General features: G+C 71.4%; 33 protein-coding genes. All 33 read right to left on the bottom strand.

Annotated elements, in window-relative coordinates:
• Positions 1 to 3: 3 nt before the first annotated feature.
• The gene (locus tag ABT061_RS15785; protein ID WP_350917277.1) at positions 4 to 354 is read right to left on the bottom strand and encodes a hypothetical protein; all 351 of its coding nucleotides are present in this window, start codon (positions 352 to 354) and stop codon (positions 4 to 6) included.
• A 9-nt stretch (positions 355 to 363) separates the two neighbouring features.
• Positions 364 to 1,785 carry a phage major capsid family protein gene (locus ABT061_RS15780; RefSeq protein WP_350917274.1) on the bottom strand — a complete coding sequence of 474 codons (1,422 nt, stop codon included), beginning with the start codon at positions 1,783 to 1,785 and terminating at the stop codon, positions 364 to 366.
• A gap of 156 nt (positions 1,786 to 1,941) precedes the next feature.
• Positions 1,942 to 2,730 (bottom strand): HK97 family phage prohead protease, encoded by a 789-nt coding sequence (locus ABT061_RS15775; protein ID WP_350917271.1) that lies wholly within the window; start codon positions 2,728 to 2,730, stop codon positions 1,942 to 1,944.
• A complete protein-coding gene (locus tag ABT061_RS15770) occupies positions 2,727 to 3,905 on the bottom strand; it encodes a phage portal protein (RefSeq protein ID WP_350917268.1) in 1,179 nt (392 codons plus the stop codon). The genes ABT061_RS15775 and ABT061_RS15770 overlap by 4 nt, the downstream gene beginning before the upstream one ends.
• A complete protein-coding gene (locus ABT061_RS15765; RefSeq protein ID WP_350917265.1) occupies positions 3,902 to 4,099 on the bottom strand; it encodes a hypothetical protein in 198 nt (65 codons plus the stop codon). The genes ABT061_RS15770 and ABT061_RS15765 overlap by 4 nt, the downstream gene beginning before the upstream one ends.
• Positions 4,099 to 5,598, bottom strand: a complete 1,500-nt coding sequence (locus tag ABT061_RS15760; protein WP_350917262.1) for a terminase large subunit domain-containing protein — start codon at positions 5,596 to 5,598, stop codon at positions 4,099 to 4,101. Before ABT061_RS15760 ends, ABT061_RS15765 begins: the two co-directional genes overlap by 1 nt.
• A complete protein-coding gene (locus tag ABT061_RS15755) occupies positions 5,543 to 5,785 on the bottom strand; it encodes a hypothetical protein (RefSeq protein WP_350917259.1) in 243 nt (80 codons plus the stop codon). The genes ABT061_RS15760 and ABT061_RS15755 overlap by 56 nt, the downstream gene beginning before the upstream one ends.
• Positions 5,786 to 6,215: 430 nt before the next feature.
• Positions 6,216 to 6,482, bottom strand: a complete 267-nt coding sequence (locus tag ABT061_RS15745; RefSeq protein ID WP_350917253.1) for a hypothetical protein — start codon at positions 6,480 to 6,482, stop codon at positions 6,216 to 6,218.
• 158 nt (positions 6,483 to 6,640) lie between these two features.
• The gene (locus ABT061_RS15740; RefSeq protein ID WP_350917250.1) at positions 6,641 to 7,561 is read right to left on the bottom strand and encodes a hypothetical protein; all 921 of its coding nucleotides are present in this window, start codon (positions 7,559 to 7,561) and stop codon (positions 6,641 to 6,643) included.
• Between the two features lie 63 nt (positions 7,562 to 7,624).
• Complete coding sequence (locus ABT061_RS15735) at positions 7,625 to 8,722, bottom strand: DNA cytosine methyltransferase (RefSeq protein ID WP_350917247.1); 1,098 nt, start codon at positions 8,720 to 8,722, stop codon at positions 7,625 to 7,627.
• Entirely contained in the window at positions 8,719 to 8,979 is a 261-nt protein-coding gene (locus tag ABT061_RS15730) for a hypothetical protein (protein ID WP_350917244.1), read from the bottom strand. The genes ABT061_RS15735 and ABT061_RS15730 overlap by 4 nt, the downstream gene beginning before the upstream one ends.
• A gap of 57 nt (positions 8,980 to 9,036) precedes the next feature.
• Positions 9,037 to 9,429: a DUF7694 domain-containing protein gene (locus ABT061_RS15725; protein WP_350917241.1), complete on the bottom strand. Its 393-nt coding sequence runs from the start codon at positions 9,427 to 9,429 to the stop codon at positions 9,037 to 9,039.
• Between the two features lie 253 nt (positions 9,430 to 9,682).
• The gene (locus tag ABT061_RS15720; protein WP_350917238.1) at positions 9,683 to 10,201 is read right to left on the bottom strand and encodes a hypothetical protein; all 519 of its coding nucleotides are present in this window, start codon (positions 10,199 to 10,201) and stop codon (positions 9,683 to 9,685) included.
• Positions 10,198 to 10,428 (bottom strand): hypothetical protein, encoded by a 231-nt coding sequence (locus tag ABT061_RS15715; protein ID WP_350917235.1) that lies wholly within the window; start codon positions 10,426 to 10,428, stop codon positions 10,198 to 10,200. The genes ABT061_RS15720 and ABT061_RS15715 overlap by 4 nt, the downstream gene beginning before the upstream one ends.
• Positions 10,428 to 11,036, bottom strand: a complete 609-nt coding sequence (locus ABT061_RS15710) for a zinc finger domain-containing protein (RefSeq protein WP_350917232.1) — start codon at positions 11,034 to 11,036, stop codon at positions 10,428 to 10,430. Before ABT061_RS15710 ends, ABT061_RS15715 begins: the two co-directional genes overlap by 1 nt.
• A complete protein-coding gene (locus ABT061_RS15705; protein WP_350917230.1) occupies positions 11,033 to 12,205 on the bottom strand; it encodes a hypothetical protein in 1,173 nt (390 codons plus the stop codon). Before ABT061_RS15705 ends, ABT061_RS15710 begins: the two co-directional genes overlap by 4 nt.
• Positions 12,206 to 12,398: 193 nt before the next feature.
• On the bottom strand, positions 12,399 to 12,614 hold the full coding sequence (locus tag ABT061_RS15700) for a hypothetical protein (protein WP_350917227.1): 216 nt from the start codon (positions 12,612 to 12,614) through the stop codon (positions 12,399 to 12,401).
• On the bottom strand, positions 12,611 to 13,825 hold the full coding sequence (locus ABT061_RS15695) for a DNA-methyltransferase (protein ID WP_350917224.1): 1,215 nt from the start codon (positions 13,823 to 13,825) through the stop codon (positions 12,611 to 12,613). The genes ABT061_RS15700 and ABT061_RS15695 overlap by 4 nt, the downstream gene beginning before the upstream one ends.
• Before the next feature lie 148 nt (positions 13,826 to 13,973).
• Positions 13,974 to 14,480, bottom strand: coding sequence for a VVA0879 family protein (locus ABT061_RS15690; protein WP_350917221.1), 507 nt, complete (start codon positions 14,478 to 14,480; stop codon positions 13,974 to 13,976).
• Entirely contained in the window at positions 14,464 to 14,916 is a 453-nt protein-coding gene (locus tag ABT061_RS15685) for a hypothetical protein (protein WP_350917218.1), read from the bottom strand. Before ABT061_RS15685 ends, ABT061_RS15690 begins: the two co-directional genes overlap by 17 nt.
• Positions 14,913 to 15,185 carry a hypothetical protein gene (locus tag ABT061_RS15680; protein ID WP_350917215.1) on the bottom strand — a complete coding sequence of 91 codons (273 nt, stop codon included), beginning with the start codon at positions 15,183 to 15,185 and terminating at the stop codon, positions 14,913 to 14,915. Before ABT061_RS15680 ends, ABT061_RS15685 begins: the two co-directional genes overlap by 4 nt.
• A complete protein-coding gene (locus ABT061_RS15675) occupies positions 15,185 to 15,457 on the bottom strand; it encodes a hypothetical protein (protein WP_350917212.1) in 273 nt (90 codons plus the stop codon). The genes ABT061_RS15680 and ABT061_RS15675 overlap by 1 nt, the downstream gene beginning before the upstream one ends.
• A 49-nt stretch (positions 15,458 to 15,506) precedes the next feature.
• Positions 15,507 to 15,638, bottom strand: a complete 132-nt coding sequence (locus tag ABT061_RS15670) for a hypothetical protein (RefSeq protein WP_350917209.1) — start codon at positions 15,636 to 15,638, stop codon at positions 15,507 to 15,509.
• Complete coding sequence (locus tag ABT061_RS15665; protein WP_350917206.1) at positions 15,638 to 15,925, bottom strand: hypothetical protein; 288 nt, start codon at positions 15,923 to 15,925, stop codon at positions 15,638 to 15,640. Before ABT061_RS15665 ends, ABT061_RS15670 begins: the two co-directional genes overlap by 1 nt.
• Positions 15,915 to 16,157 (bottom strand): hypothetical protein, encoded by a 243-nt coding sequence (locus ABT061_RS15660; RefSeq protein ID WP_350917203.1) that lies wholly within the window; start codon positions 16,155 to 16,157, stop codon positions 15,915 to 15,917. The genes ABT061_RS15665 and ABT061_RS15660 overlap by 11 nt, the downstream gene beginning before the upstream one ends.
• Positions 16,154 to 16,936 carry an ERF family protein gene (locus tag ABT061_RS15655; RefSeq protein ID WP_350917200.1) on the bottom strand — a complete coding sequence of 261 codons (783 nt, stop codon included), beginning with the start codon at positions 16,934 to 16,936 and terminating at the stop codon, positions 16,154 to 16,156. Before ABT061_RS15655 ends, ABT061_RS15660 begins: the two co-directional genes overlap by 4 nt.
• A complete protein-coding gene (locus tag ABT061_RS15650; RefSeq protein ID WP_350917197.1) occupies positions 16,933 to 17,946 on the bottom strand; it encodes a YqaJ viral recombinase family nuclease in 1,014 nt (337 codons plus the stop codon). Before ABT061_RS15650 ends, ABT061_RS15655 begins: the two co-directional genes overlap by 4 nt.
• Positions 17,943 to 18,119 carry a hypothetical protein gene (locus ABT061_RS15645; RefSeq protein ID WP_350917194.1) on the bottom strand — a complete coding sequence of 59 codons (177 nt, stop codon included), beginning with the start codon at positions 18,117 to 18,119 and terminating at the stop codon, positions 17,943 to 17,945. The genes ABT061_RS15650 and ABT061_RS15645 overlap by 4 nt, the downstream gene beginning before the upstream one ends.
• Positions 18,116 to 18,451 carry a hypothetical protein gene (locus ABT061_RS15640; protein ID WP_350917191.1) on the bottom strand — a complete coding sequence of 112 codons (336 nt, stop codon included), beginning with the start codon at positions 18,449 to 18,451 and terminating at the stop codon, positions 18,116 to 18,118. The genes ABT061_RS15645 and ABT061_RS15640 overlap by 4 nt, the downstream gene beginning before the upstream one ends.
• The gene (locus ABT061_RS15635; protein WP_350917189.1) at positions 18,444 to 18,824 is read right to left on the bottom strand and encodes a hypothetical protein; all 381 of its coding nucleotides are present in this window, start codon (positions 18,822 to 18,824) and stop codon (positions 18,444 to 18,446) included. Before ABT061_RS15635 ends, ABT061_RS15640 begins: the two co-directional genes overlap by 8 nt.
• Positions 18,821 to 19,168, bottom strand: coding sequence for a hypothetical protein (locus tag ABT061_RS15630; protein ID WP_350917186.1), 348 nt, complete (start codon positions 19,166 to 19,168; stop codon positions 18,821 to 18,823). The genes ABT061_RS15635 and ABT061_RS15630 overlap by 4 nt, the downstream gene beginning before the upstream one ends.
• Positions 19,165 to 19,569 (bottom strand): hypothetical protein, encoded by a 405-nt coding sequence (locus ABT061_RS15625; protein ID WP_350917183.1) that lies wholly within the window; start codon positions 19,567 to 19,569, stop codon positions 19,165 to 19,167. The genes ABT061_RS15630 and ABT061_RS15625 overlap by 4 nt, the downstream gene beginning before the upstream one ends.
• Entirely contained in the window at positions 19,566 to 19,760 is a 195-nt protein-coding gene (locus ABT061_RS15620; protein WP_350917180.1) for a BldC family transcriptional regulator, read from the bottom strand. The genes ABT061_RS15625 and ABT061_RS15620 overlap by 4 nt, the downstream gene beginning before the upstream one ends.
• Positions 19,761 to 19,764: the final 4 nt, after the last annotated feature.

The following is a 19,764-nucleotide window of genomic DNA, read 5'->3' as shown; positions in this document are numbered from 1 at the left end:
TCGTTACTCAGGGACGATCAGCAGCGTGGCCCGATAGGTCACGCTGGGCGTCGTCCCGGCCACCGTCGAGGTGACCCGGACGTACGACTTGGTGATGGCCGCCACCGCCACCGCGTTCCCCGCGGCCGTCAGCTGCGCCGTCGAGCTGCCCGGCACCGCCGACCAGGAAGAGCCGTCCGCCGACTCCTCCAGCGAGCAGTTCAGCGTCGGCGTCCCGGACACGGCGGTGACGTGCACCATCAGCAGCACGTCGGCCGCCATTCCGGCATTGGCCACCGGACCGCTGGTGTAAGTGCCGGCGGTACGCGCCGCACCCGGCAGTGCGACGTCGCCGAGGACGTTCCGCAGACCCATGCAGGCTCCTCAGAACGCCGGGGTGACCAGGCCCGTGCCGCTGACCTTCTGCATGCCGTTGGCGTACCGGCCGAAGGTGTAGGCGAAGTAGGAGTAGGCCACCAGCAGCACACCGAGGGAGGCGGCCTTGGCCTGCTCGGCGCGGATGAACATCGGCGCACCCGGGTCCTCCCACAGGTGGCACTCGTCCTTCGGGACGACGTACAGCTCGTCCTCGTTGGTACCCGCGCCCAGGTTCGTGGCGACGTTGTTGTCGACCACGACCTCCAGGCCACACGGCAGCACGCCGCGCGGGCCCGAGGCATAGGAGCTGTTCGCGTTGGCGACACCAGCGGCCTGCACTGGAAGGTTCGACCAGTTGATCATCGGCCAGACCGCCGACATCTGCGCCGACAGCCAGTACCAGCGGCGGGAGTTCATCACCGCGTGCGTTGGACGGCCCATCGCCAGCAGCGCCGCCTCCACCCCGGCCGCCGCCCCCAGGATCTTCGGGTACATCTCGGCGCCGGTGGGGCTCGCATCGGTGTAGGCGACGGCCTGCGCGACGGCCGACAGCCCCGTAGTGGCCTGGTTGATCAGCGTGTTGTCCAGCACGGTCGCCACCCGGTTGAACAGGTCCTGCATCGTGACGTCCTCGATGCCCGTCCCCCGGTCGATCGCCTGCCGCGACACCGTCTGCTGGCCGGCCGCGGTCTGCACCGGAACGGTCAGCAGCGTGTCGTCCATGTCCGCCTCGGACACCGCGGAGTTCTCCGACGCCTGCAGCGCCGCGGAGCTCGCGGTGGTGACACGCGAGATGTTCACGCTCATGCCGCTTTCGGGCAGCGGGTGCTGGTTGCACACGTCGGCGAACGGCCTCAGCGCCGCGGTGGCCGGCGCGTACATGTCGGTCAGGTACTGCGGCACCGTCAGGCCCGCCCAGGCGCCGGTGCCGACCGCGCGCTGCAGGTACTCGGCCCGCTCGACCCGCTCCTCGGCCATATGCCGCGAAAGGCGAGAGCTGGCCTCGACGTCCTGGAACAGGAACTGGCGGGAGACGTCCAGCAGGAAGCCCTTGCCGTACGGGTCGGTGTCCTTCCTGTAGGTGCGCTCCTCGTGGCCGATCCGCGCGACCTGGTCGTAGGCGGGCCTACGGACGCTGCTCGGAGTGATCTCGTGCTGCTTCTCGGTGCGCTCCATCTCCTCGGCCTTGACCTCGTTGGCCTCGGCCAGCTTGCGCTTGGCGCCCTCGATGTCGCTCTTGGCCTTGGTCCGGTTCTCCTTGAGCTCCTCGACCCGGGCGGCCTCTTCCTCGCTGAGGTGGGAGCGGCCCTCCTGCTGCGCGCGGGCCAGGATCAGCTCGGTTTCCTTGATGGTCTTGGCGGCCCGCTTCTGCGCGGCCTCCAGCTCGACCTCGATCGAAGCGATCAGGTCGTCAAGCGTCGCAGCCATGAGGCTGTCCTTCCGGTAGATCCGATGACGGGATGTGCGACCCGCGGCTGAGCGATCTGCCAGGCGGTCGGGTCTCTCGCCTCCGGGCGATCTGCCGGACGGCGTACTGATGTTGAGCGGCAGTCCGGGCGATCTGCCGGACGTCACCGCAGGGTGTTACAGGTCGTCGCTGGCCTTCTCGACGAGCAACTGGGCCTGGAGCAGAGACACCGACGGCCCAGTGGGCACCGGCGGGGGAGGCGGCGCCATCCGTAGCGAGGCGGACACGTCCAGCCGCTGGCCGAGTCGCTCGTATGCCTCCCGCGCGGCCAGCAGCGGCAGCTCTGGGATCGACGCCAGGAACTCACCCGAGCGGGCCGAGATCGAGGTGTGCGGGTTCGCCCCGAACGTGACCGGGCCGACGTCCCCTCTCTCGAGGTCGAAGGCGTCGATCCGGTATTCGGTGTAGTCCGGAGACCAGCGCCCGCTCGTGATCCGGAACATGAACGACTGCTCGCGCACGTCGTTGTCCTCGATCGCCTGCACCAGCAGCGCGACATCGGAGCGCTTCGGGTTGAGCCAGGCGCGTTGCCCCAGGCCGGTCTCGTCGGCCCACAGCTCCAGGCGACCGTTCTTCGTCCCGGCCATCGGGGTGCCGGTGTGGTTGAACCGGAACACCACCTCGGGGGCGGCGGCCAAGGTGGTGTCGGCCGCGCCGACCGACACCACCTCGGTGTAGGGGCCGAACATGTCCCACATCTCGTAGCCGCGCTCGAACACCGACGCGTAGCCCTCGACCTCGAACCACTGCTGGCCGTCGCGCTCGACCTTCTTCGCACGCAAGGCGGAGGCGAAGCGCACCTCGGGCGACTCGGGCCGGTCCCGAGGCAGCGCCATCGAGGTGCCGCGGGCGGCGGCGGCGCGATCGGCCGCCGCGGCGGACCGGAGAGCGGACAGATCGGTCATGACGATGCTCCAGGGGTCGCGGTGGATGCGGTGGCGGGCTGCTTATTGGGGCTGCCGAACAGCCGGTCGAACTCCGCCAGCTGGTCGGCCGTCAACGGCGGCCGGTCCTCCAGCTCGCGCGCCTCGTTGGGCGTCAGCGTGCGCGCGTCGATCTGCGTCTTCAGCGCCAGCGCCCGGCCCTGCGGATCCATGCGCAGCAGCGCGTCGGTGTTGAGCTTCACGTACCGCGGCCGCGGCGTGAGCCGGTTGAGCGCGTTCTCCCGCCGGGCCACGGCGGGCCCCAGGTGCATCACCAGCAGCTGCAGGTTCCGCTGGGTCACGCTGGCGTAGGTGATCGACCCGGTGGAGACCGCAGCGTCGATCAGGTCACCGGGGCAGTCGAAGAACCGGGCGATGTCGCCGACGCCGAACCGCTTGGCCTCGATCCAGTCGGCGCCCGCCGCCTCCGCCTGGATCATGGAGTACTCCCAGTCCGCGCCGGTCACGAAGACGTCCCGGTTCGCGGTGGCCGCCTTGAACCGCTGCTTGGCGATCCCGGCGTCCTTCGGATCGATTGTCTTGGCGGTGTTGCGCAGGTGCCCGGACGGGATCGCGCCGTTGCCGAACCAGTCCAGGGCGAACTCCTGCACGCTCAGGTACTCGCCGATCGACCAGGCGGCGTAGGCGATCGGCGACAGGCCGACGTGCATGCCGGCCACGGTGTACTGCCGCTCGTGCCAGACCTGCGCGGGGTCGTACTCGATCCCGGCGATCCGGTACTTCGCCAGCACACCCTTACGGATGATCACGCTCACCTCGGCCAGCGGCACCAGATCGATCCGCGCGGGCAGACCGAGCCCGTCCTTCGCGGTGATCAGACCGAAGACGTTACCCGCCCGGTCCAGGTCGAACTGGCTGCTGTACAGCCACTCCTGCATGTCGACCCGGTCGCCTCCGGGCGTGACCAGCACGACCGGTTTCGACACCTCGACCTGCACGCCACTCACCCGCCGGTACAGGTCCACCGGCATCGTCGACAGCAGGTTCGCCCGCAACCGCAGGCACGCCCACACCGCCGAGTGCCGCAGCGCCGTCTCGTTCGTCACCGACACCGACCCGGCCCGCGCCTCCGGCCGCTGCGGGATCAGCTCGGCGGCCGTCTGCCCCGGCCAGGCCCGGCGAGAGAACAGACTCACCGGTCACCGGCCCGAACCGCCGGCCGCGCCGCACGGGCCGCCCACCACGACCCCGCCAGCACGACGGCACCCGAGACGGTCAGCGCGCCCCAGCCGATCCACGGCAGCAGCGCAGCACCGACCCCGGCCGCGAGCAGCAGCAGCCCCAGCACGTCCAGCAGGGTCGTCACCAGCTCCCGCACGCCGCCCCCCATCAGTAGACCGAATCCAGTACGTCGTAGTCGGCGGCCACCAGGTGCGCGCGCGTCTCCCACGCCCACCGGGCCAGCGTCACCGCCACCAGCGGCGAGATGTCCACGGTGGAGACCCGCCGGCCCCAGCCCCACGCGTCCCCGAGCGGGCGGGTCTTGGCGCCGACGATGGCCGTGGTCATCAGGTCCTGGTCGATGTGGCGCAGCGTGCCCTGCCGGACTGCGTCGGCCAGCTGCCCGCACCCGGCGGCGACCTCCGCCGCGCTGGGGATCGCCAGCTGCCCGTACTTCGGATGCTCGGGATCCTCCGGCCGGACGACGCCCGCCTTCTCGAAGTCGACCAGCAGCGAACCCGCCGGACCCTTGACGTCCATACCGATCGCCACCGGGTTGTGCCGCTCACGCAGCTCCACCACCCGATCCACCAGCCAGTCGGTGCCCGGTCGGTGGTCGATCACCTCGGCGTGGCCCAGGCCGTCCTCGCGGAGCCCGTAGACCGCGATGCAGGCCGCATCCCGCGACGGCGTGATGTCCAGGGCGAACGCGACATCGCCCTGGCGGCGCGAGGCGGGGTCGACCAGCTTCTCCCACGCGGCGATGTCCAGCACGCCCGGCCCGGCCGACGCCCGCGGTCGCCACGCGCCCAAGCGCTCGACGGCGAACAGGTCCCCCAGGCCGGATGGCCGCGCCTCGGCAGCGACCGTCTCCTCGGTGATCCGCAGGCCCAGCGCCGGGTTGCACGCGTACCAGAGGTCCCGGTCGGTCGCCGCGCGCCGCCTGTCGGCCGCGTCGGTCGGATCGAGGTCGGCGCCCCAGTCGAAGTGCGCCATCCTCGGGGCGCCAGCCTCGCCGTCTTCGCGCAGGCCGTACACCCAGGCATCCGGCTCCTCCGGTGGCGTGCCGAAGAACCACAGCTGTGGGTTCGGCCGGGCCGACAGGGTGGGCAGGGTCGCGGCCATCTGTTGAGCGGTGAGCTCCTGGGCCTCATCGAGCACGTTCTTGTCGCCGGAGAACCCGCGGCCCGAGGTGCGCGAGCGGGCCACGAACCGCAGCCGCGCCCCGCCGGCGCTCTTGGTCAGCTCGATGCCCTGCTCGCCGTTGGCCTGCCAGTAGCGGTTCACCCGCCGGTCCAGGTCTGGAGTGCTCTCGCACAGACTCTTGATCCGCAGGTACGCCTCTTGGGCCGTCTTGTACTCATGCGCCGAGTGCAGAATGAGACGTTCTCGCAGCAAGAACAGCCAGCCGAGCTCTAGGCCTTCGATCACGCCGCCCTTGCCGTTCTGCCGCGCCAACCAGACGGCCACCATGAAGGCCGCCCAATGCCCAGTCGGTAGTTCGCCCAGACCATGGGTGAGTACGAACCGTTGCCACGGGTCCAGCACCAGGCCAGCCGACTCGGCCAGGTCGATGAACTCCGCTGCAGCCGAGGAGGTGTAGGCGGGCCACCTACCCACCCGCGGCGTCTGTGCGCCGATTCGCACGTCGTGCAGCGAGCTGGTCAACGGCCGAGACCTCCTTGCCGCCTGGGAGCGCGTCGAGCTCGGCGAGGGTGGCCCGCAGCTCCTTGGCGAGGACCGCCGCATCACGCCCCTGGGCGGTCCTGAGTTCGCCGGTGAGCTTGTCGCGGATCGCGGTCAGGGCCTGGCGTCGGTCACCCGAGCCGACGCCCTCAGCGAGGTCCACAGCCATGATCACCCCCGGGAATCGATGCGGGGAGAGAAAAGGGAGAGGGGGCGCGGGTCGCCCAAAGATCAAAATTAAAAAGTCTCTGACCTGCGCAAACGTCAGGATGTCCGGTTCTCTCGGTGGTGTTCGCGATCACCACACCTCGGACGTCTGGACCCCCTGCCGACGCACCTGCGACGTCATCCGGTTGCCTCTGCTGCTGTTGCATGCCCGATGTGCCGGCCGAAGCAGGGATGCATCACGAGGTGCACCACCGAGGCTGATCGGATCCAGGTGGTCAGCAGTCCAGCTCATGCGGTGCTCACGAGGCAGAGTCAGGTCGATCTGCTGTCCGCACAGCCAGCACACGTCACCGCCTGGGCTGGTGCGCAGGCGCTGAGTGAGGCGACGCCATGGCCTGCCTGTGCGGCCCTTACTCCGAGGCACTGCTGTCCTACTGTGCCCTGATCCAGGTGAGCGCGGTTGCCACGTGCGCGTCGATCGCGGTCTGCGTGGTGGTGGGTCCGGCGATGATGGCGGCCGGGGCCGACAGCGGGGTGGTGCCGTTGTACCCGACCAGCTGCACGGTGAGCTCGGGGCGCCGGCCGCCGGGGATGGACACGATGGCCATCATGACCTCGTGGTCCACGGTCTCGCCGGGGTTGAGCTGGTTGGCGAGAGCGGTGTCGACCAGGGTCGAGACGATGTCGGTCAGGCGCACGGTGCTCCTTCGATGTATCAACTCAGAGTTGATGGTTCGGGCGGGCGGCGGGCCTTCCCCAAGTCCCGCCGCCCCTCACCCGACCTACCCGACCTGGACCCTCATCCAGGAGGTCGCTGGACATGCGAAAGGCCCGCTCGGTGGCGGGCCTTCTCGTCTCAGCTGATCACAGGATGGCGTTCGCCCTGTTCGGCGTCAAGCTGACGGACGCGGCGGCAGGTCGCGTGGTGGCAGGCCGCGCACGCCGGACCCGCCAGGCGCTCGCCGGTCTCCCCGTCGAGGAGGTCGAGCACGTGGCCCACCCGGTAGAGCGGGCGGCCAAGCTGGTCGACGCCGTAGGCGAAGAGGCGGAGGCGGTGGGCGAGGCCGCGCACGCCGGCGGGGGTGGCGTCGTAGCCGAGGGTGGTTGCGGCGGTGGCGACCCAGGTTGCGGTGCCCCGCGTGGTCTCGACCTGGCGCCGCATCCATTCGAGGCGGGGCCCGATGTCGTAGATCATGGCGCAGGGGCGGCACACGATGGTGCGCGCGCCGGGCTTGGCGAGCAGGTCGGCGCCGCACTCGTTGCAGGGGCCGGCGTAGATGCGGTCCGCGGGCCGGTCGATGGCGCGGCGGGCTTGGCGGATCGCTTCGCGGATGCCGTCGATGGCCTCGGGGGCGGAGTGCCGGCCGAGGAGGATGGCGCGGTGGCGGATGAGCCACACGGCCATGGCGGGCATCGTGTCGGCGGGGCTGCGGCCGAGGCTGATGTAGATGCAGGACCGGTGCGCGCAGTCTTGGCACGTCGGCCCCTCGTAAGGGCGTACGCCGTGTTGGAGGACGCGGACCCAGCCGACCAGGACGGTGCGCAGGGCGTGCTGGGCGGTGCGGGCGCGGTCGTCCCAGGGCACGGGCTCCTCGCGCCTTGGGCCGCCGCCGGGGGTGCCGAGCCGGACCTGCCGGGTCGCGGCTTCCTCCAGGTGCCGGGCGAGGCTGGGCACGTCGCGCAGGTCGCGGAGCAGGTCGGTGGAGCAGGCCCGGCACACGCGCAGGTGGCCGGGCATGGTGCGGACGCAGCTCGGGACGGGGCAGGTCAGGCTCACGGGCGGCTCCCTGGTGGTCGGTGAGGGGTCAGGACGGGCGGGCGATGTGGCCGAGGTCGAGGGTCACGCCGCCTTCTGGGATTCCCGGACGGGGACGCCCGTGGCGGCGGCGATGACGTGTGCGGCCAGCAGCGGTGGCACGGCGTTGGCGATCTGCAGGAACCGGCGGGACTCGCTGCCCTGGAACGGGTAGTCGGGTGGGAAACCCTGCAGGACCGCAGCTTCCGACAGCAGCAGGGGCCGCTTCTCCAGGTCGCCCTGCCCGCCCACCTTGATCCACTGATAGTCGAGGCGGGCGTGGCCGGCGACGAGTGTGGCGGCGGGCTGGTCGGTGCGTCGCACCGTGGCGTTCGACCGCTTGCTGTGCCGTAGCACCCACCAGGAGCGGGCCTTCTCCGTCAACGCCCAGGACGGGCGGTCGCAGGGGAACTCGTTGCCGCCGGACGTGCGCCGGTTGCCGCGGGTGTTGACGCGCATCCCAGAAGGCAGGTTGAGCGCGTCCTCCATGGACACCCAGGCGGGCCGATGCTCGCCGAACAGGTCCGGGCCGAGGCCGTGCTCGCTGTGCGTCGGCATGGGCGGGGCGACCCCTCGGGCCCGGGATGCGGCGAGGATGGCCCGGGTGCGAGTCTGCGACACCCCGTAGTCGGCGGCGTTCAGGAGCCCGTACCAAACGCTGTAGCCCCAGCCGCGAAGGATCTCGGCGTACTGCCGCCACAGTGGGAGCACATCGGGTACCTGCTCCATCGCCACCCATTCGGGGCGGAGGTCGTACAGCCACCGCATCGGTTCGGCCGCCAGGATGCTCCGCTTGTCGCGGCACGCGGCGGCCAGGTCAGCACGGGTGTCGTGGCCGCGGGCGAGGTCTTCGACGGCTTGGTGGACGAGTGGCTGGTCAAGGAGACTCAGGCCGAGGCCAGCGCGGGACCATCCCTGGCAGGGCGGGGAGCTGATCTTTCCCTTGATACGGCCCTTGAACGGCTCGGTCGGGTATTGGCTGACGTCGCAGCGGATGGTGGTGTGCCTGGCGGCGGCGCTGGTGGCGCACGCGGCAGCGTCCCATTCCAGGCCGACATCGCGGAGACCGAGCATGCGCAGGCCTTCGGACCAGCCCCCACCCCCGGCGAACAGGTCGAGAATCTCGGCATCCTTGGGGGTCACCCCGACACCGCCTCTTGGTCGGGGTGGGGCAGGCCGTCGGTGAGGTCGACGTCCTCGACGTCGGCGGCCCGCTCGTACAGGACGCGCAGCCCGGCCGCGGCGCCGTGGTGGTGGCCGGCGAGGAGGGCGGCGCGGATGATGTCGGCGGCGGCGTCCATGCCCTTGCCGAGGTTGACCTGGCGGTTGAGGGAGGCGGCCAGTTCGCGGCGGAGACGCTTGACCTCGCCGTCCTCGTTCATGGTGTAGGTCTCGATCATCGGGTGGTTCTCCTATCGGGGTCGGCGACCGGTGAGGTCGTAGGTCGCGCGGCGGGCTCAGATCGTTCCTGCGGCGCCGAAGTCGGGCAGGACAGGTGCGCCGTCGGCGCGGCCCCACAGGTGCAGGGCGTGGGCGTGGATGCTGATGTGCCGCTGCTTGGCCGGGAAGACCTGGTATGCCTCGCGGCGGTCGCCGAACACGCCGGTCTTGAGGGTGACGAGGTCGTCGTAGGTGGGGATGTGGTCGGCCCAGGCGATGGAGGCGTGCAGCCAGTCGGCGCCGTCGGTGTGGGCCTGGGTGACGATGACGGACCCGGCCCGGTTGCCGAGGACGACGGCGATGCCAGCGGGTCCGTGCGCTCGTGGCGGGCTGGGGTTGAGTCCGGCGCGGTGGAGGGTTCGGGCGAGGTGGAGCGGGTTGCAGTTGAGGTGGGCGAGGTACGTGGTCACGGTGGCGGCTCTCCTTGTCGGCGAGGCTCTGAGATGGCTTGTGCGGTGTGGGGGATGCCCGGGATATCGGCGGTGGGGCGCTGGAGCGTCCTGGGGGCTCTGGGGGCCGTGTGGGGCCTGTGTGGCGTTCGGCTGGTCAGGGGTTCCGCTGGTCAGGTGACTCGGGTTCGGGTGGTGCCGCAGCGGCTGCACCGCTGGGTGATCACTCGGCCGATCGCCTCGACGGTGAGCCAGCGGTGGCGGAGCAGGCACCTCACGGCCCGTCCTCGGCGGGCGCCTGCTGGGCGGCCTCGCGCTCAGCGACGGCGCTACGGGTTGCCTCGGCGATGCGATCCCGCATCAGGTCCGGCACGGCGCGGATGTCGTCAAGGGTGAACGCGCTGCAGTCGTTCTCCGGGGCGAGGACCATCACCTCGGGCGGCGGGGATCCCTGAGACCAGGTCCGCATGCCGCACGCCTTGGTCGCTTCGGCCTCGTCGTAGCGGCCGGCGGCCCAGACGTCGCCGGTGTAGTTGGCCCCGCCCGGCCCCCACCAGGAGCGCTGCTCGTTCGACCAGACCAGGTAGGTGCTGCCCTGGCGCCTGCGCGGCCTGGGCGTGACGGGCTGGACGAGCACGGCGTGCCCTTCGTCGATCGAGGCGCGGACGTGGACCTCCATGTCGCCGATGCAGGCGGTGGTGGGCCGGAACCGGCTGTCGGGCCAGGACATGCGGACGATGGCGCGTGTCGGGCGGGGGTGGTCGGGGTTTCCGCAGGGCGTGAAGTCGGTCATGACGGGTTCTCCTGGTCGGCGGTGAGGTAGCGGTGGACGCGGGCGTCGCGGATCACGGCGGGCAGCGCCTTGATCGGCGGTCTCCAGCCGGGTCCGTTCACCAGTTCGGCGACGATGCGCTTCACGAGGTCGTCGCGGACGGCATCTTGGACGTGGGGTTGGAGCATGCGGGTCAGGCCGGTGCGGAGGGTGGTCCACTCGGCGCTGATGTCGGGATCGGCGGTCATCACGCGACGTCCTCGCCACGCAGCACGGCCCGGGAGACGCCGTCGGAGACCTCGACCCAGTCGGCCAGCTCAGCGGCGACCAGGCGGGCGTCGTGGGCGGGCTGGTCGAGGCGGCGGCCGGAGGCGCTGACGCAGGCGCTGCCGATGGCGGCGCGGCAGGCGGGCCAGGGGCAGACGACCTTCTTCGCGGCGAGGCGAAGCGGGTGGCGGTCGAGGCCGCGCGCCCGGTTGTACTCCTCGCCGGGCTGGGCGCCGGAGCCGATGGCGAGCACCTTGCCGACATCGAGGCCGTCCGCCAGCTGCTTCGTGGACTCCTTCACACGGTCGCGGTAGGCGCCCTCGTTGTCGGTGAGTTCGGCCGGCGGCGCGGGCATCGGGTGGCGGGCGATGCGCAGTTCTCGGATGCGGCGGACCTCGGCGAGGATCTCGGCGAGGGACACAAAGGTGTTCACACCCGCGAGGTTGTTGAGGGCCGTGAGCGCGTCGTGGAGGTCGACGGCGTGCAGGGCGGCGGCGTACCAGGCGTCGGGGGTGCCGTCCTCCATGCGCTGTTGGGGCCAGAGGTCGGTGACGCGGTTGGTCACGAGGACCGCTTCGGTGGGCATCATGATGCGATTTCTCCTCTGACGATCGTTCGCTCGGCGGGCGCGCGCCCGGCGGCTTGGGCGGCTTCGGCGGCCATGGCGCGCTCCATGGCGGCGCTGATGATCTTTTTGTTGCGGGAGGGCTGAGCTGGGCCGGAGGTGGCCAGGGCGGAGTTCATGACCTCGTTGACCACGCTGGGCAGGGTCGAGGGGTTGAGCCCCTTCGACATCCAGAGGGCGAAGCCGCGGCGTATGTCGTCGGGTGCGATGCCTTCGTCGAGCATCGCCTTGACGTGTTTGGAGACCTGGCCGATGACGGTGCCGGGTGGCCGCTTGGGGCACCGGTCGATCCACTCGCCGATGAGGGTCTGCGCGGTGACCGGGGCGTCGGCGGCGGGGCGCGGCGCGACAGCGCCCGCCGAAGGCGGAATAGGGGCAGGGGTAGGGGTAGGGGCAGGGGAACGCGCGTGCGCGCACGCATGGGGGTTCCCGATACCCTTCCCGATACCCTTCCCGCAGGAGGGACAGAATCCGTCCTGACCTGGGGCTTCTCCCTTATTGGGGGTGCGATCGGCGGTGGGGTCGGTGGTGACGGAACCCTCCGGACCTGGAGCCCCAGAAGGAGGGTCGGGAAAAGGGTCCGAAGAGGCATCCGCAGAGGGTTCGGAAAGGGTTCCCGATACCCTTCCCGATACCCCTGCCGTAGCCTTCGCGAAGGCTTCCCGTAGCCGCTCGATCACCCCCGAGACGACGACCCTCGCGGACTCTCCCGACTTTGGCGGCTCGTCGGACAGCAGCGTCACGTCGATCCGGTCCAGCTCGGCCACGAGAGCGGCCTGGAGCACCGGAGAAGTGATCTCCCGGGCGGCGCTCTCCATCGCGAGCATGACCTTCGGCTGCTTCCAGATGCCGTCATTGCGCACCAGGCTGCGAACGAGGACCTCTTCCACGTCTTCGTCGACGACGACGAACCGGGCGACCTCCAGCTGCTTCAGGGAGTGCTGGACGTCGGGCACAGTGAGGCCGGACGCCGAACCGGCCCACCGGCGCAGGGTCATCGGGATGAGCCCGGCATGGTTGAGGTTGGGCTGGCTGATCAGGAACATGTAGAAGCGCTGCGGGTCGGGTGTCAGCTGGCGGAAGTCGTCGTCGGTCCAGATGGACGAGAAGATCCGCCCGTGGTTGCGCGCCATCACTTCACCGCCGAGCGGTGGGTGTACCACTGGCGTGCCGGGGTCCCCGGCTTGATCGTTCTCTGCGCCACGACGGCGTCTCCCTTGTGCTGGTAGTGCTCTTGCTGGGCCTCCGGAAGCGGGGCCTGTTTTCGCCCGTCGGGGAGGGGCGGGCCGCCGCTCGGCAGCCCACCGCCTCCTGACGCGGCGTCTTTCACTCGCGCGACCGCTCCAGCCAGGCCCGCGCCCGCTCGTACGCGCTCCGCTGGCCGTACTTCAGGGCCCGCAGGGACGGCTCGCTCACGTCGGCCTGGACGGCGACCTGCCACCAGGCCAGGCGCAGCGCCCGCCGGCGGGTGTCGAGCTCGTCCCACAGGCGCTGCGGGGTGACGACGGCGGCGAGCTGGGCGGCCAGCTGCTCCTCGGTCATGACGTCGCCTCGAAGAGACGCGGGTGACCTTCGGGTTCGGCTGGCGGCCTGGGGAGTCCGAGCGCTCGCGCACGTTCCCCGCGGTTGGTGGTGCGCCAGGTCGCGATGCGGCAGTAGGCCGCGGACCGGTCGACGGTGACGCCGCGGCGTCCGAGCGTCGAGGCGACCAGAGCCGTGGTGCCGGTGCCGCCGAACGGGTCGAGCACGACCGCGGGCCGGGTGGGCGCGGTCGGTTCGGGGCAGGCGCAGGCGTAGCCAGTGACGGTGGAGACCCGGGAGCGTCGGCTGCCTGCTCGCCCGTCGCTGCCATGAGCGCCGACGAGGGCGTCATGGGCACGGCCCTGGACTCGCCCAGGACGGTCATCGATAGCTGTGACAGCGCTGACCGGCCGTCGGCCTTCGCCGCATTCGGTACAGATGCCGGTCGGGGACCAGCCGCGGATGATGCGGCGTGGCCATGCGGTGGGGAACGCGGCGAAGTGGTCGACGCCGAGCGCGGCCGGAACCTTGAATGGCTCGGTGGGGATTTCCCACACGCTGCTGGGCAGGGAGCCGAGCGGGTTGACGGTGTCGGCCATGGCCCGCCGGCGCTGCCCGGGCGGAGTGGATCGGCGGGCGCCCGGCTTGCGGGTGTAGTCGCTGACCGGGTTGCGGATCTCGTCGATCGCGGAGTAGTAGCGGGGCAGCTTGGTCAGGTGCACCCAGTCCTCATGGGAGCGCCGGACCCGGTCGGTGACGGACTCGGGAAGACCGTTGGGCTTGTCCCAGATGATGACCGCGCGGGCGATCAGGCCGAGCTGGTCGACGGCGCCGATGCGGTACCGCTCGGGCAACAGCAGGAGGGACTTCTCGGGGAAGTCCTTCGGTCGGATGTAGCGGGGGCTGTCGGCTCGCCAGGTGTGCCCATCGGAGGAGCCGCGCCAGGCGCCGCGGGTGCGGTTGGCGTACTTGTCGCCGAGGTTGACGAAGATCGACCCCTCGGGCTTGAGGACGCGCGCCCACTCGGCGGTGCAGTCGAGCAGGGCGGCAATGTACTCCTGCGGGGTGGGTTCGTTGCCGATCTGGCCGGCGAGCGAGGCCTCGCCGTCGCGGTAGTCGCGGAGGCTCCAGTAGGGCGGCGAGGTGACGATGAGGTCCACACTCGCGTCGGGGAGCGGGAGCTGGCGGGCATCGCCGCGGAGCACGATCGCGTCGTGTGGTCGCCGCGTCATGAGAGCCGCTCCGAGGTGCAGTGTCCGATGCAGGACAGCCGGGTCGACGTGCAGACCAGGCAGGGCTCACACCGGAGGCACAGGACGATCCCGAGGCCCCGGTGGAGCTGCGGCCAGTGCCCCCGGCGCAGGCACGCGATCAGGCGCTTCACGGGGCGCCCCCCTCAGCGGCGAGGCAGCACTGAGCCTCGTCGGCCGCGGGACAGCCGTGGAGGCACCGGCCGCACGCCTGGTCTGCGCAGTGCTCGCCGCTGTCGTCCGTGGCGCACCTGGCGGGGTCGCAGCGGCAGCAGGGGGACTTCACGGCTGCGGCGGGCGCGAGCGGGAAGCACCACATGCTCCGGCCGTCCGGCAGGGCGATCTCCCACGGCCCGCGAAGCAGGCCGTACGCCGCCCAGTCGCAGCCCCGCCCATCCTTGGGGAGGGTGCGGCCGATGCACTCCTGACCGATCAGGTCGGACGCCACGGCCTTGTCCCCGCCGCGGTGCTTGCGCGGGTGTTCGGCCAGCGCGGTCTTGAAGTCCTGGCCGGTGGCGATGTCATCGCAGTTCGGGCACTGGAACGCCCAGCCCATCGGGTCCTTGCCGAAGCGCTCGGCGGCCTCGGTGAGGAGCTCGGCCTGGGTGAGCTTGCGGTGGTCAGCCACGGTGCTCACCGCCGTCCTGGGGTGCTGGCACGAGCATCTGCCGGGCCAGCCCTTGCAGGACGCGGATGCCGTCCTCGTGGTTCTGGGCGAGGTTGCAGGCGCCGACGTAGCCGGGGTAGATCGCGGCCATCCGGAGCATGTTGGTGCGGTCGGCGGAGGCGATCGTGGTGATGAGCGCCTGCGTGAAGCTGCCGGGCTCCATGCCGCCCGTCGCGTCGAAGTGCCAGAGCACGTGGGCGGCCTGCTCGGGAGTGATGGTCTGCTCCGACTCCCCGGCCTGGACGCGGGCGACGAGCTCGGCGCCGGCCGCCGGGCTCATGGTGAGGACGCCGCAGGGGAACGGGCTGGGCTCGGAGCTGGCGGCGTGGTCGGGGTCGGTGGCGTAGATCGCGACGTGCGCGGCACCGTTGTCGTCCTGGTGCAGGCGAGCGGTGATGTGGATCATGAGGTCTCCATGGGGGTCGGGCAGGTGCACCAGCCCTCGGGGCTGGCGGGGACATCGGTGAGGTCGAGCGCGTCGAGGACGTCCACGCCGTGCGGGCGGGCGAGACGGGCGGCGTGCCAGCGCTCCTCCCGCTCGATCGCGGCGTAGGTGGCGCCACCGTGCAGCAGGGACAGGAGGGCGGTGCCGCGGGCGTCGGTGGTGCGCGGGACGCCCCACGTCTGGAAGCGGTCGCCGCGGGCTGCCGCCTCGATCTGTGCGGTGGTGGCCATCACTGCGGCACCGCCCGCGACGCGTCGGTGTGCAGCGGCTTGGGCTCGCGGGCGATGCCCCGCGCCGCCGCCCGCTCCAGGTCGGCGATCAGCTCGTCCAGCGCCGCGCGAACGTCCCGGGCGGCGTCGAGGGTGAGGTCGGTCTCCACGGTCAGCGCCTCGCCGACCAGGGCGAGGCCGCCGATCGGGTCGTCGCCGATCCGCAGCCTTGCGGGCCGCACTTCGGGGCGCCCGCGGAAGGCGAGCCGGGTAGGGATGTGATCGTGCTGCATGGGATCCTCCTCGGGTGGTCCCCGCCGTGTAAGCGACGGCGGGGACTGCTCAGCGGGCGTAGTAGGCGATCAGGACGACGACGGTGACCAGCACGGCCAGGGCGACCAGCGCCACCTCGGCCGGGTTCAGGGATGGCCGCTTGCCGTGCCTCGCGCGGGTGCGGCTCTTGCGATGCGCCATCAGGCCCTCCCATGGGCGGCGGTGGTCTTCGCGGCGGGCCGGACCGGCGAGTCATGGCCGGTGCACATCTGCACGCTGGCGATGTGCGGGCACTGCGCCTCCTGGCAAGAGCAGACCCAACGGCCCCGCTCCAGCCGGACCCGGTAGTCGGACTTGAAACCGACGACGAGCGCCTCGACGTACTCCGGAGGCACCGGACCCATGCCGCGCGGCGGTTCGGCGCGGTAGACCCGGACGGCGCCGGATCGCAGGTAGGCCAGCGTCCGGGCCCGCAGGTCATGAGGCATCGGGCACCTCACCGCCCTTAGTCCCGGCGGCGGCGTGCCATGCCCGGATCTCCGGCTCGTCGGTGTAGGAGGCCCGGTCGCCGGTCAGCGCGGTCGCGGCGGCCAGGGCGCCCGTCATGAGCATCTGTGCCTCGGCCATGGCCTGGGCGTACGCCTCGGACGGGAACTCGAAGTGGTCGCGCGCCTCCTGCCGGAGCCGGAGCGCCTCCCGGTACAGGTCGGGGCCGGTCACTGGGCACCGCCCGTGGATCGTTCCTTGCCGATGCGGTTGACCATCGCGCCGATCTGCTCGTCATCGCCGGTCTCGTTCGTGACGAGCGCGCCCATCTGGCCGGTCTGTGTCAGCTCGTACTTGATCTGGAGCAGGCGCTGCACGCTGGTGCGCGGGTTGCAGATCTCCTCGACGTAGGAGGCCGCTGACCGCACTACGGCCTCGCCGCGCTCGATGTTGTGAGAGTCCGGGTCCGGGTCCTGCGTCGGCACCAGCCCGGCGTGGAACAGCAGCGTCCGCAGCGCGACCGCCTGCGCTTTCGCCGAGCCTTTATCGCCGGTGTCCAGCGACTCGCCTGCGGCCTGCGTCTCCAGGTGGTCGCCCATCGGCCCGTAGATCCGGTAGGTGACCAGCACGGTGCACTCGCGGGTGGGCTTACCCGTGGACGTCTTCGTGTCCCGATAGGCCGCTTCCACTCGGTGGGGCAGTACGAGCACGCCGTGCGCCCGGCAGACGGGGCCGAAGACGTTCAGTGCGCGGTCCACGCCGCGATAAACGAAGCGGGGGCCCTCGGTAACCTTGTCCTCCTTGGCCACCGCGCGGACCTGGCCCATCACGTTCGCCCATGCGACGTGCACGGGCACCTGGGCGGGGCCGCCCTCGGGCACCTCGACGTCGATGTCGGGCAGTGGCTCGTCCACGCGCGGCTCGTCGTAGTCCGGCCGCGCGGCCGACGGCGGCTCGGCGGGCTGGTCGGTGGTGCGGGCCATCTGTGCGGCGCGCTCCTGCAGGCTGGTCACAGTGCCTCCGTCAGGCGGTAGTCCTTGGCGATGTCCAGGCGGCGCGAGGTCGTCTCCCTCACGCACGCCTCGTAGGCGTCGGGGAACTCCTCGGCCAGCCGGTTCATGTCGACCGACTGCCTGGAGTTGGCCTTGTAGCCGTAGGCGTAGTCGTTGCCGAACGCGCCCATCTCGGCGCCGCCGAGCAGGGCCACGAGGTTGGCCTTGGCTGCGTCCTTCTCGGCCTTGCCGGCCTTCTCGCGCAGGCGCCCGGACTCGTAGGCCAGCAGCTGCTCGTGAGCGTCGGTGGCGTCCAGGTCGGCCACGCCCTCGCGGGTCGGGTTGAGCTGGTCCCACAGCTCGACCAGCCGGTCAGGGTTGCCCGACGGCGGCGGCGGGGTGCCGTCCTTGATGCGCTGCCACATCTGGCCGGCCACCGTGGCGATGTCGGCGATCAACTGCTCGTTGCCCTTGCGACGCACGACGGACTGCCGGTAATCGGACCCGCCGATCAGGACGGCGACGTGGATGTGGTCGTAGCCGGTGACGCGGATCTGCCAGAGGGTCTGGGCCAGGACGTCGTCAGGGACGGCGCGGCGCCACTTCGAGGCGACCCAGGCGTTGCGGGTCTTGACCTCGAGAGCGCACTGCTCGTGCTGGTCGCGGTTCAGCGGGCACTCGGTGACGCGGCGGTCGAGGGTGCACATCATCCACGGCTGCTCGTCGTGGGCGACCAGGCCGACCCGGCGCACCACCGAGCGGTTGCGGCGGGCCCACTCGCGGGCGACGGTCTCCTCGTGCAGGTTGCCCCACAGGGCGGGCTCGCCTGCCTCGTCTTCGAGGGGCATGCCGCGCTTGTCGTAGTAGACGTGCGAGGGGGTCTTGTAGCCGACTTCGAGGAGGTCGGCGACGTCGGAGCTGCCGATGCCGAGGCGGCGGGCGGCGAGCCAGTCGGCGCGGTCGGCGGAGGCGGGGAGGATGAGGCGGGCGGTCGGGGTGACGCGGCGGGCAGCAGGTGCGGTGATGGTCACTGGGCACCGTCCGCGAGACGGCGGATCTCGACGCCCTCGGCGTGCGGCTGGATACACATCTCCTCGCCGTCGGCCAGCTCGATGTCGACGTAGTTGGTGCCGACCTCGGTGATCCGGGCGCCGCGGAGAGTGAGGTCGATGGTCTCGCCGACCTGGTAGGGGTACGTGCTCACGACTGCTCCTTGGGGGTGTAGTCGGCCTGCTCGGCGCGGTACTCGGCCTCGGTGGCGTCGTCGAGCTCGGGGCCGCCGCGCACGGTCGGTGCGCTCGGGGGCGGGAGGGTGCGAACCCGCCGCAGCCAGGAGCACACCGTGGCGACGACGGACGGGTCCTGGTTCGCGAGCCAGCCCAGAAGCTCGTCATCCCAGCTGCCGACCTCCATGCCGCCCATCTCGACCAGCAGGGCGGTGCGGCAGGCGGCGGTCAGGGACTCACCGGGGGAGGTGCGGATCGCGTCCCACGGCTCGTGCTCGATAGGGCCGGTGGGGATGCGGATCTCAGCCACCGGACACCGCCGGGACCTGCTCGGTGTCGAGCTCGGCGAGGTCCTCAGCGGTGAGGGCAACCCACACGTCGACCTGTACGCCGGCGCGCTCGGCGAGGACCCGGAGGCTCCCGGCGTGCGTCGACGAGGGGGCCTGGAGCCGCCGCAGCACGGGGGGTGTCCCCAGGGCGTTGCCCCACGCCTCGATCTCGGTGCGCCTGTCGGCGAGCGAGCGGTGGTAACTGTCGAGCTGCCCGGAAAGCTCAGGCGCGTCGATGATGTACGGCGTCACGGTCCAGCTTGCGGCGGGCAGTTCCTCGCCGAGCAGGGTGGCCAGGACGCGGGTGGCGCACTGCTGCAGGGCGGTCACGGTGAGGGTGGCGGTGGTGGTCATGCCTGGTCTCCGCTCTCGGTGGTGGTGTTGGCGGCGGCGCGCAGGTCCTCGATGACCTCGGCGGTCGCGTGCGGCGTCGACCACCGCTCCAGCAGCAAGGCCGGGTCGGCGCCCCGGCTGCGGAGGTGTGCGCCCAGCACGTCGCCGGCGTCGTACGCCAGCTGGTAGATGTCGCTCATGGCCGCGTCGGGCAGCAGGTGCAGCGCGGCCTGGCGGAGAGCTCCGGTCAGCGTCACCGCCGTCAGCCGGGCGGCCGGGTAGTCGCGGTCCAGCACGTCGGCGGCGCCGGCCAGGACCTGGCGGGCGGCCAGCTTCGTGACGGCCTCCAGGGCGGGGGCGCTCACGACTGGCCCCCGTCCTGGGGCTCGCCGGCGAGCAGCGCCGTCAGCGGCGCGATGGCCACCTCGGTCTGCTCGTCGTGCCCGTCGACGACGCCGTAGAGCTCCACCAGGGCGGGGCACTCGTCGCTGACCGGCGACCAGATCCAATCGTCGGGCTCGATGCCACCGAGCGACGACTCGCCCATCCGCAGGGCGAACGCGGTCGCCTCGGCCTCATCAGGCAGCGGCAGGACCGGGGACCAGCTGGTGACGGCGCCGTACACCGGCCGCCCGTCGGACGTGGTGCCGGTCTGCTCGCGGTCACCCAGCAGGACGACCCACGCCTCGGCGAAGGTCGAGCCCTCGGGCACGAGCAGGTCGAGCATGAGGCGCGGCAGGCGCACGGTGATTAGGGAGGTGCTCATGCCTGGCCTCCGGGCTGCTCGCCGCGGAGCAGCGCCTGCACCTCGGGCTCCCGGTACCGGCGGTGTCCGCCGAGGGTGCGGATGAAGCTGAGGCGGCCGCGGTCGGCCCACCTGGTTACGGTCTTGGGATCGACGCGGAACATCCGGGCGACTTCCGCGCCGGTGAGGAGGGGAGTGGGCTGGTGGGACATGGGA

The sequence above is a fragment of the Streptosporangium sp. NPDC002544 genome (assembly GCF_040295965.1).
Lineage (GTDB): Bacteria > Actinomycetota > Actinomycetes > Streptosporangiales > Streptosporangiaceae > Streptosporangium.
Note: the sequence above shows the minus strand (reverse complement) of the source record. Positions and strands in the feature narration are given on the sequence as shown.

Excerpts from the sequence above, each read along its gene's own strand:
- ABT061_RS15620 (WP_350917180.1), bottom strand. The coding sequence starts at position 19,760 with ATGTCCCACCAGCCCACTCCCCTCCTCACCGGCGCGGAAGTCGCCCGG.
- ABT061_RS15695 (WP_350917224.1), bottom strand. The coding sequence starts at position 13,825 with ATGACGCGGCGACCACACGACGCGATCGTGCTCCGCGGCGATGCCCGC.
- ABT061_RS15765 (WP_350917265.1), bottom strand. The coding sequence starts at position 4,099 with ATGGGGGGCGGCGTGCGGGAGCTGGTGACGACCCTGCTGGACGTGCTG.
- ABT061_RS15635 (WP_350917189.1), bottom strand. The coding sequence starts at position 18,824 with ATGACCACCACCGCCACCCTCACCGTGACCGCCCTGCAGCAGTGCGCC.
- ABT061_RS15780 (WP_350917274.1), bottom strand. The coding sequence starts at position 1,785 with ATGGCTGCGACGCTTGACGACCTGATCGCTTCGATCGAGGTCGAGCTG.
- ABT061_RS15625 (WP_350917183.1), bottom strand. The coding sequence starts at position 19,569 with ATGAGCACCTCCCTAATCACCGTGCGCCTGCCGCGCCTCATGCTCGAC.
- ABT061_RS15755 (WP_350917259.1), bottom strand. The coding sequence starts at position 5,785 with ATGGCTGTGGACCTCGCTGAGGGCGTCGGCTCGGGTGACCGACGCCAG.
- ABT061_RS15785 (WP_350917277.1), bottom strand. The coding sequence starts at position 354 with ATGGGTCTGCGGAACGTCCTCGGCGACGTCGCACTGCCGGGTGCGGCG.
- ABT061_RS15680 (WP_350917215.1), bottom strand. The coding sequence starts at position 15,185 with ATGGCCACCACCGCACAGATCGAGGCGGCAGCCCGCGGCGACCGCTTC.
- ABT061_RS15670 (WP_350917209.1), bottom strand. The coding sequence starts at position 15,638 with ATGGCGCATCGCAAGAGCCGCACCCGCGCGAGGCACGGCAAGCGGCCA.
- ABT061_RS15705 (WP_350917230.1), bottom strand. The coding sequence starts at position 12,205 with ATGGCGCGCAACCACGGGCGGATCTTCTCGTCCATCTGGACCGACGAC.
- ABT061_RS15710 (WP_350917232.1), bottom strand. The coding sequence starts at position 11,036 with ATGATGCCCACCGAAGCGGTCCTCGTGACCAACCGCGTCACCGACCTC.
- ABT061_RS15720 (WP_350917238.1), bottom strand. The coding sequence starts at position 10,201 with ATGACCGACTTCACGCCCTGCGGAAACCCCGACCACCCCCGCCCGACA.
- ABT061_RS15775 (WP_350917271.1), bottom strand. The coding sequence starts at position 2,730 with ATGACCGATCTGTCCGCTCTCCGGTCCGCCGCGGCGGCCGATCGCGCC.
- ABT061_RS15685 (WP_350917218.1), bottom strand. The coding sequence starts at position 14,916 with ATGATCCACATCACCGCTCGCCTGCACCAGGACGACAACGGTGCCGCG.
- ABT061_RS15675 (WP_350917212.1), bottom strand. The coding sequence starts at position 15,457 with ATGCAGCACGATCACATCCCTACCCGGCTCGCCTTCCGCGGGCGCCCC.
- ABT061_RS15715 (WP_350917235.1), bottom strand. The coding sequence starts at position 10,428 with ATGACCGCCGATCCCGACATCAGCGCCGAGTGGACCACCCTCCGCACC.
- ABT061_RS15730 (WP_350917244.1), bottom strand. The coding sequence starts at position 8,979 with ATGATCGAGACCTACACCATGAACGAGGACGGCGAGGTCAAGCGTCTC.
- ABT061_RS15700 (WP_350917227.1), bottom strand. The coding sequence starts at position 12,614 with ATGACCGAGGAGCAGCTGGCCGCCCAGCTCGCCGCCGTCGTCACCCCG.
- ABT061_RS15665 (WP_350917206.1), bottom strand. The coding sequence starts at position 15,925 with ATGCCTCATGACCTGCGGGCCCGGACGCTGGCCTACCTGCGATCCGGC.